The sequence below is a fragment of the Micromonospora palythoicola genome (genome assembly GCF_036689795.1).
Lineage (GTDB): Bacteria > Actinomycetota > Actinomycetes > Mycobacteriales > Micromonosporaceae > Micromonospora > Micromonospora palythoicola.
Genome location: NZ_JBAGKI010000121.1, coordinates 1 through 6,565 on the forward strand (window position 1 = coordinate 1; position 6,565 = coordinate 6,565).

Here is a 6,565-nt window from a genome sequence, read left to right on the forward strand (position 1 = left end):
GCCCGCCGGGGGGCACCCCCGCGGGGGGGGCCCCCCGGCTCTTCGATCTACCCCGTCAGGCCGGCTCGACGGGCAGCCACAGCTCGCAGGTGGCGGTGCTGAAATCGACCGCGCGATCCAGGATCGCGACGATCGACGGGCCCGGCCGCAGCCGCCACGGGTTCGACGGGAACCACTCGGCCGCGGTCGCGGCCCAGGCCTGCTGCAGCGTCTGCGGGTACGCTCCGGCGGTACGGAAGACCGCCCACGTGCCGGCCGGCGCGGCGATGCTGTCCAGGTCGTCGGGGACCGTGGTGTCGCCCGTGACGGCGACCCCGTGCAGGTAGGTCAGCTCGGTGCCCTCGACGGCGTCGGGGGCGACGTCGTCGGTGACCTGGAGCAGGCCGGCGGGCTCGGTGTCAGCGAGTTCCTTGAGCCGCTGGTGCTCCTCGGCCGGCAGGCCGGTGACGTGCCGCTGGACGTGCGGGTTGACGCCGTGGTGGATGAGCGGAACCCGGGTGGCGTGTCCGATGAGCCGGAACGCGGGGCGGTCGACGATGCGGGTGTCCATGGGGACGCTCCCTTCGACGGTCAGGCGGAACCTGAGCTGTGGCTGGGTACGAAGGGGGCCTCCGTCGCGGCGTACCTCACCGGGGCCGACACCGTGGACGGCCCGGAACGCACGTCCGAACGCCTCCGTGGAGCCGTACCCGTACCGCACCGCGATGCCGAGCAGGTCGTCCTCACCGCGGACGACGTCGGCGGCGGCGACGGTCATCCGCCGCCGGCGCACGTACTCCGACAGCGGCATGCCGGCCAGCGAGGAGAACATCCGGCGCAGGTGGTACTCGGTCGTGCCGAGCGTCCGAGCCGCCCCGGCGACGTCGAGTTCCTCGGTGAGGTGCTCCTCGACGAGGTCGACGAGCCGGTTGAGTGCCGAGATCATGGGACCTCCCTTCGAGATCCAGCCTGGCCCGCCCACCCAGGGCCGCGCCCGATCGTTCTGGCCCGATCCAGATCACGCGGGGAGCGGGTGGCGAGGCTCGACGCACCGGCAACCGAGGCGACCCACGTCGCAGTCAGTGCAGCGCGACGCGCTGGGCCACCGGTTCCAGGTACACCGGGAGGTGGTCACCGGCCTGCGCGACGAACATGGCCACCTCGTATGCCATGTCGCCGACCTCCGCGTCGCCGTCGATGCCGACGGCCAGGACGGCCCCGTTGCCGGTGGTGGCGTGGAACAGGAACGCCCGTGACATCTGCACCACGACCTGGTGCAGCTCGCCGTCACCACAGACCCGTGCGGCGGCCAGGCCCAGCGCCTGAAGCCCGCAGACCATGCTGGACAGTTGGCCGGCGAGTTCGTCGTCGATGCCCCGGGAGGCGCCCAACAGCAGCCCGTCCGGGGAGAGCACCACCGCGAACTGGGCACCCGGCACGCGGTCGACGATGTTGTCGAGCGCGCGGCCGAGGTTGTCGGCGGTGGCCACCGCAGAAGTCATGGCAGGTCCTCTCGTTGACGGAACCGGTGATCCGGACCGGTCCCCGTGGCTCAGTTCGCGGCCCGTCGGGGCCACGGCTGTCCGTTCGTGGTGTACGACGGTTCGGCCAGGATGGTTCGAAGCATGGCCAACAGGTCGGTGCGGTTGGCGCAGTCGAGCCGCGAACGCATCCGGGCCACGTGGTGCTCCACAGTCTTGGCCGAGATGAACAACCGGTCCCCGATCTCCCGGTAGGTGAGACCGGCGACCACCAGTTCGGCCACCTCCCGCTCCCGGTCGCTGAGCCGGTGCGAGACGGTACCGGCCGCCGGTTTGCGGTCCTCGGCGGCGGACCGGCCCTGCAGTGCCCGGGCGCAGTCCAGCAACGTGGTCATCGCCCGCCGGTCCGCCGTACGGATGGCGGCCTGGCCAGCCAGCCGGGCGCCGTCCCAGCACAGGCCGGTGTCGTGCAGGCCCCGGGCGGCGGCCTCGACCCGGACCGGGTCGACGGTGCCGCGCAGCACCTCCAGCCAGCACTCGGCCGCGGCGGCCACCACGGCGGCGTACCGGCTGTGGCCGGCGGCGGCGACCAGAGCGGTCACGTGCTCGTCGGCGGCGGCCGGATCGTCGGTGAGGATCGCCGCGTGCAGTCCGCTCCAGTGCAGCGGGGTACGCCACAGGGGCGGGTCGGCCAGCCGGCCGAGCAGTTCGTGGGCGTCGCGCAGGTAGGGCTGCAGGCGGCCCAGGTCACCGAGCCGGGCACCGGCGATGGCCAGCTCACCCAACGGCAGCAGGGTGAACAGGTCCACCGGGTGGCGGACCACCGCCTCCAACGCGGGCACCCATTCGCGCTGCAACGCGCCGAGGTCGCTGACCCGCCGGGCGATACCCATGGTCAGCCCGGCGGCGAAGAGCAGGTCGCGGGGTCCGAGCGCGACGCCGGCGGTCGCCTCGGCGAGCTGCTCGCTCGCCGCGGCGATCCGCCCCCGCGTCATCAGGATCCAGGCGCGCAGCAGCCGGTGCCGGCCGGTCAGCAGCGGCCCACCGATACCGCTGGTGAGGGCCCGGTCCAGGACCCGTTCGGCGATGTCCAGTTCGCCGCAGTGCACGGCCGTCAGCGCCGCCAGCGCGGCGGGGCTGTCCGGCAGCAGCACCGCCCGCCCGTCCGGTTCCAGCAGGGCCGCCGCCTGCACCAGGGTGGACAGGGCCGCCGACGGAGTGCCGTGCACGCTCTCGCGTACCCCGTCGGCCATCAGCCGGGCGGCGCCGGCCGGCAACGTCGGCGGGCCGTCCGCGACGGGTTCGGGATGCCCGGCCGGTCGGCCGGTGGCCAGGGCGCCGACGGTCGCGAAGGCGTGTGCGCTGCCCCCGCCGGACCAGCGGTACAACTCCACGCTGCGGTCGGTCTGTCCACGGTGGGCCAGGGCGGTGGCGGCGACCAGCGCGGCCTCCGCCCGACCGTCCGGCGCTCCCGTGGTGAGCAGCCGGTCGGCCAACCGCAACGCCAGGTCGAGGTCACCGGCGAGGGCGGCGGCGACCGCCTGCCGGCCGGCGGTGGGTCGACCGGCGGCACCGGCCGCGGCGAACAGGCGCGCCGCCAGCGCCGGCTCGCCGCCGAGGGCCTCCTCCGCCGCCGCCTCCAGGGTGCCGGCCGGGCAGTCACCGGCGACACCGGCCGCCAGCAGCGAACGCACCAGCGGCAACACCGGTGCGCCCCGGTTGAACGCGAGTTCGCTGAGCAGGTGCCAGACGGCGGTACGGTCGGCGGCCGGGCTCAGCACGGTCACCGCCCGGCGCACCAGCGGAGTGGGGTAGCCGTCGGCGCCGAGCAGGCCCGCCGCCCGGGCCTCGGCGACGAGGTCGTCGATCTCCGCCGGTGCACGGTCCAGCAGCGGGCGTAGCGCCTCCGCGGGCAGCGGAACGCCGGCCGCCAACGCGATCAGCAGCCGCCGCACGTCGGCGGGCAGCTGTTCCAGGTCGGGGCCGAGATGCAGCACCACCTGGCGGGGCAGGTCGCTCGGCACACCGACCGTCTCCTGCTCGCGCAGCCCGTCGACCAGCCAGGCCACGTGCCGGGGCGTCCCACCGGTCTGGGTGTGCACGAAGTCGACCAGGTCGGCGCGGCGGCCGAGGCGGGGCACGGCGCCGAGGTACGCGGCGGTGCGGGCCCGGGTGAACGGGGTGAGCAGGAGTTGGCGTCCCTCGCGGCGCAGCGTGTCGGTCAGCTCGGTCAGGGCCGCCGGTCGCGGCCAGGGGCGGTAGCTGATCGCGACGCGGTGTCGACGGTCGGTCACCAGTCGCCGCAGCGTGCGCAGTCGGGCCTCGTCGAGCAGGTGCGCGTCGTCGATCAGCAGCACCGCGTCGGGGGCGTACGCGTCGTCGGTGGCCGGCACCTCGGTGTGCACGGCGACGCCGGCCCGGGCGTACCGGGTGGCCACTTCCTGCAGGTAGGTGGTGCGGCCGTGGCCGCCCGGTCCGGTCACCCCGAGGGCGAGCGGTGCCGCCGGCTCCGCGGTGATCGCGTCGAGCAGGTCGGTCGCGTCGGCGGCGAGGACCAGCGGGCTGTCCGCCACGGCGCTCGGCATCATTGCGGTCATCCTTCGTGCCCCGGGCTGCGTACCAGCTTCCGGCGGGATCGCTTCGGCAGGTCCAGGGGCGGGTAGCGGATCGGCGGGCGGGGCGGCGGCTCGTCGGACGGAGCCAGGTCGTCGGCCGGGAACGGGCCGGCGGTGCGCGCCATCGGACCGACGGAGGCGGCTGCGACGGTGGCGGGGGTGCCGCCGGTCGCGGGTGGGCCGGCCGGCGGCGGCGGGCCGGCCGGTAGCGGGCGTGGGGACAGGATCCGGGTGCCGGCGGCGGCCGCGCCGGCCGCCGCGGTGTGCTGCGGGTCGGGCGCGGTCTCCACCGCGAAGCCGGCGGTGGCCAGCAGTTCGGCGACCAGCGGCACGCGGCTGGCACCGCCGGCCAGCAGCACGCCGTCGAGTTGCGCGGGTGTCAGGTCGGCGGCCCGGACGGCCTGCGCCAGCAGTTCCACTGTGGCCCGTACGGCCGGCCGGATCAGTTCCTCGAACTCCAGTCTGGTCACCGGCGCGCGGACGGACCCGGCCGGCAGTGCCAACGCCACGTCGGTCTGCGACCCGACGGTCAGCTCCCGTTTGGCCCGTTCGCACTCGACCGGCAGCTGACGCAGGGCGGCACGGGCACCGGGGCCGGCGGCGGCCAGGTCCCGGGCGAGCACGGACCGTACGTGCGCGGCCAGCGCCTCGTCGAAGTCGACGCCACCGAGCCGGGCGAGCGTCACGGGCACGCCGACGGTCTCGTACCGGTCCCGGGCGTTGCGTCGGACCAGCGCGGTCTCGAAGGTGTCGCCGCCGAGCGCGTACACGGCGGCGGCTCCACCGGCGAAGCCCCGGACGGCGTGTCCCTCCGCCACGGTGACCGTGCGGGGCAGCAACGTCACCGCACCCAGGCCGTAGTCCCGCAGGGCGTGGTGCAGCAGATCGCGACGGTACCGGCCCCAGGACGCGGGGTGGCTCAGCACGACCATCTCGGCCGGCGCGCCCCGGGCACCGTGAACCTGGTCGACCACGTGCGCGGCGAGCAGCGCGACGAGCGTCTCCGGTCGGTACCGCTCGCCGGCGAGCAACAGCGGCACATCGTCGCCGACCCGGCTCAACACTCCCCGGGCGGTACGTTCCGGCTCGTCGCCCTCACCGAGGGTGAAGGTCCCGTCGGTGGACAGCAGCAGCGTCGACGGCAGTGGGCCCGGCCCGGGATGCAGAGCGACCGGCTCCGGGTGACCCCAGTGCCCGTCACGGTGGCGGGCGACCGCGGCGACGGTGCTGGTGTTGCCGATGTCGATCCCGAGCACGTAGGCCATCTGCTTTCTTCCTTGACCGCGTCGGCCGTGGGAGTGGGCCGGACAGGCCCGCCGATGCGGGCCGCCCCGGGGAACCCCGTGGGCTCCTACGTTCGTACCAGAGATCACTCCGGCATCAGGAGCCCCAACTTCGGCGGGCGCCGGTCCCCCACTCCCCCTAACGTACGAGAGTCCCGTCGCCCCTAATCGAACGGGTCGGATTGCGGGATCGTCCCCGATGCCCGGTCCCGGGCACCGCCCGTAGCGTCGTCGGCGATCACCGGTCGTTGACGTTTCGCCGAGGAGTGAACCCCCACCATGGACCAGACCCTGCACGACTTCGTGCTCAACCTGCTGACCGACGCGGACGCCCGGTCGGCGTTCGACCTCGACCCGGAGGGGGCGCTGCGGGCCGCCGGCCTCGGCGACATCACCGCCGCCGACGTCCAGGACGTGGTGCCGCTGGTGGTGGACTACGCCCCGGTGCAGGGGCTGGCCCCGGTCGCACCGGTTACCGGGCAGCTCGGCCTCGACCCGCTGGTGGGTGACGCCACCGACGCGATCAGCCAGTTGCAGACCGTGGCTCAGCAGATCAGCGTCGGCAGCTCCCACTCCGGGGTGGACGTCAAGGCCGGGGTGCTCGGCACCATCGCCGTCGACCCGTCGACGGTGACCGCGGGGGCGAGCGTCTTCCCGGGAGTCGGCGTCGGCGTGACCCCCACCGGGGTCGGTGTGGACCTGTCCGGGGTGCACGACGTGGCCGACACCCTCGACGCGGACGTGGTAGCCCCGATCGATCGCGTCACCGAGCCGGCGCTCGGTGACGTCACCGGTACGGTGGGTGACCCCGCGTCGGCGGTGAGCGGCACCGGTTCCGGGCTGCTGGACACCACGTCGGGCCTGCTTCCCGGCACCACCAGTCAGGTCGGCGATCTGGTCGGTTCGCTCGGTGTCGACGACACCCTCGGCGGGCTGGGCCTGACCGGCGACACCGGTGGCCTGGCGCCGTCGGTGGACCTCAATTCCACTGTGGGCGGTGTGACCGGGCAGGTCGACGGCCTGCTGGGTGGGGTGACCGGCGGCGTCACCGGCGGCAAGGCGGGGCTGCTGGACGGCGGGGTCAGTGGTTCGGTGAGCGGGGACACGGCAACCCACGGCGAGGCCTCCACCTCGACCGGCGGGGTGCTGGGCCTCACCGACGGTCTCCTCTGACACCCGCCGGCGAGCGGGGTCGGCACCGGCGGTG

The 6,565-nt window shown here is 74.7% G+C and carries 5 protein-coding genes; 1 reads left to right on the forward strand and 4 read right to left on the reverse strand.

Annotated elements, in window-relative coordinates:
* Nucleotides 1–55: 55 nt before the first annotated feature.
* The 4 genes from V5O40_RS27610 to V5O40_RS27625 form a co-directional block, all read right to left on the reverse strand.
* Nucleotides 56–925, reverse strand: coding sequence for an AraC family transcriptional regulator (locus V5O40_RS27610; protein ID WP_332908165.1), 870 nt, complete (start codon nt 923–925; stop codon nt 56–58).
* Between the two features lie 133 nt (nt 926–1,058).
* Complete coding sequence (locus V5O40_RS27615; RefSeq protein WP_164448927.1) at nt 1,059–1,481, reverse strand: roadblock/LC7 domain-containing protein; 423 nt, start codon at nt 1,479–1,481, stop codon at nt 1,059–1,061.
* Nucleotides 1,482–1,531: 50 nt separating this feature from the next.
* Entirely contained in the window at nt 1,532–4,048 is a 2,517-nt protein-coding gene (locus V5O40_RS27620) for a LuxR C-terminal-related transcriptional regulator (protein ID WP_332908166.1), read from the reverse strand.
* Nucleotides 4,049–4,053: 5 nt separating this feature from the next.
* Nucleotides 4,054–5,340 carry an Hsp70 family protein gene (locus V5O40_RS27625; RefSeq protein ID WP_332908167.1) on the reverse strand — a complete coding sequence of 429 codons (1,287 nt, stop codon included), beginning with the start codon at nt 5,338–5,340 and terminating at the stop codon, nt 4,054–4,056.
* A gap of 297 nt (nt 5,341–5,637) precedes the next feature.
* On the opposite strand from V5O40_RS27625, the gene V5O40_RS27630 reads away from it, so the two are divergent.
* On the forward strand, nt 5,638–6,531 hold the full coding sequence (locus tag V5O40_RS27630) for an IniB N-terminal domain-containing protein (protein WP_332908168.1): 894 nt from the start codon (nt 5,638–5,640) through the stop codon (nt 6,529–6,531).
* Nucleotides 6,532–6,565 lie beyond the last annotated feature (34 nt).

Bases quoted from the DNA above. Each gene is read 5' to 3' on its own strand.
- V5O40_RS27630 (WP_332908168.1), top strand. From the start codon at position 5,638: ATGGACCAGACCCTGCACGACTTCGTGCTCAACCTGCTGACCGACGCG.
- V5O40_RS27610 (WP_332908165.1), bottom strand. From the start codon at position 925: ATGATCTCGGCACTCAACCGGCTCGTCGACCTCGTCGAGGAGCACCTC.
- V5O40_RS27625 (WP_332908167.1), bottom strand. From the start codon at position 5,340: ATGGCCTACGTGCTCGGGATCGACATCGGCAACACCAGCACCGTCGCC.
- V5O40_RS27620 (WP_332908166.1), bottom strand. From the start codon at position 4,048: ATGATGCCGAGCGCCGTGGCGGACAGCCCGCTGGTCCTCGCCGCCGAC.
- V5O40_RS27615 (WP_164448927.1), bottom strand. From the start codon at position 1,481: ATGACTTCTGCGGTGGCCACCGCCGACAACCTCGGCCGCGCGCTCGAC.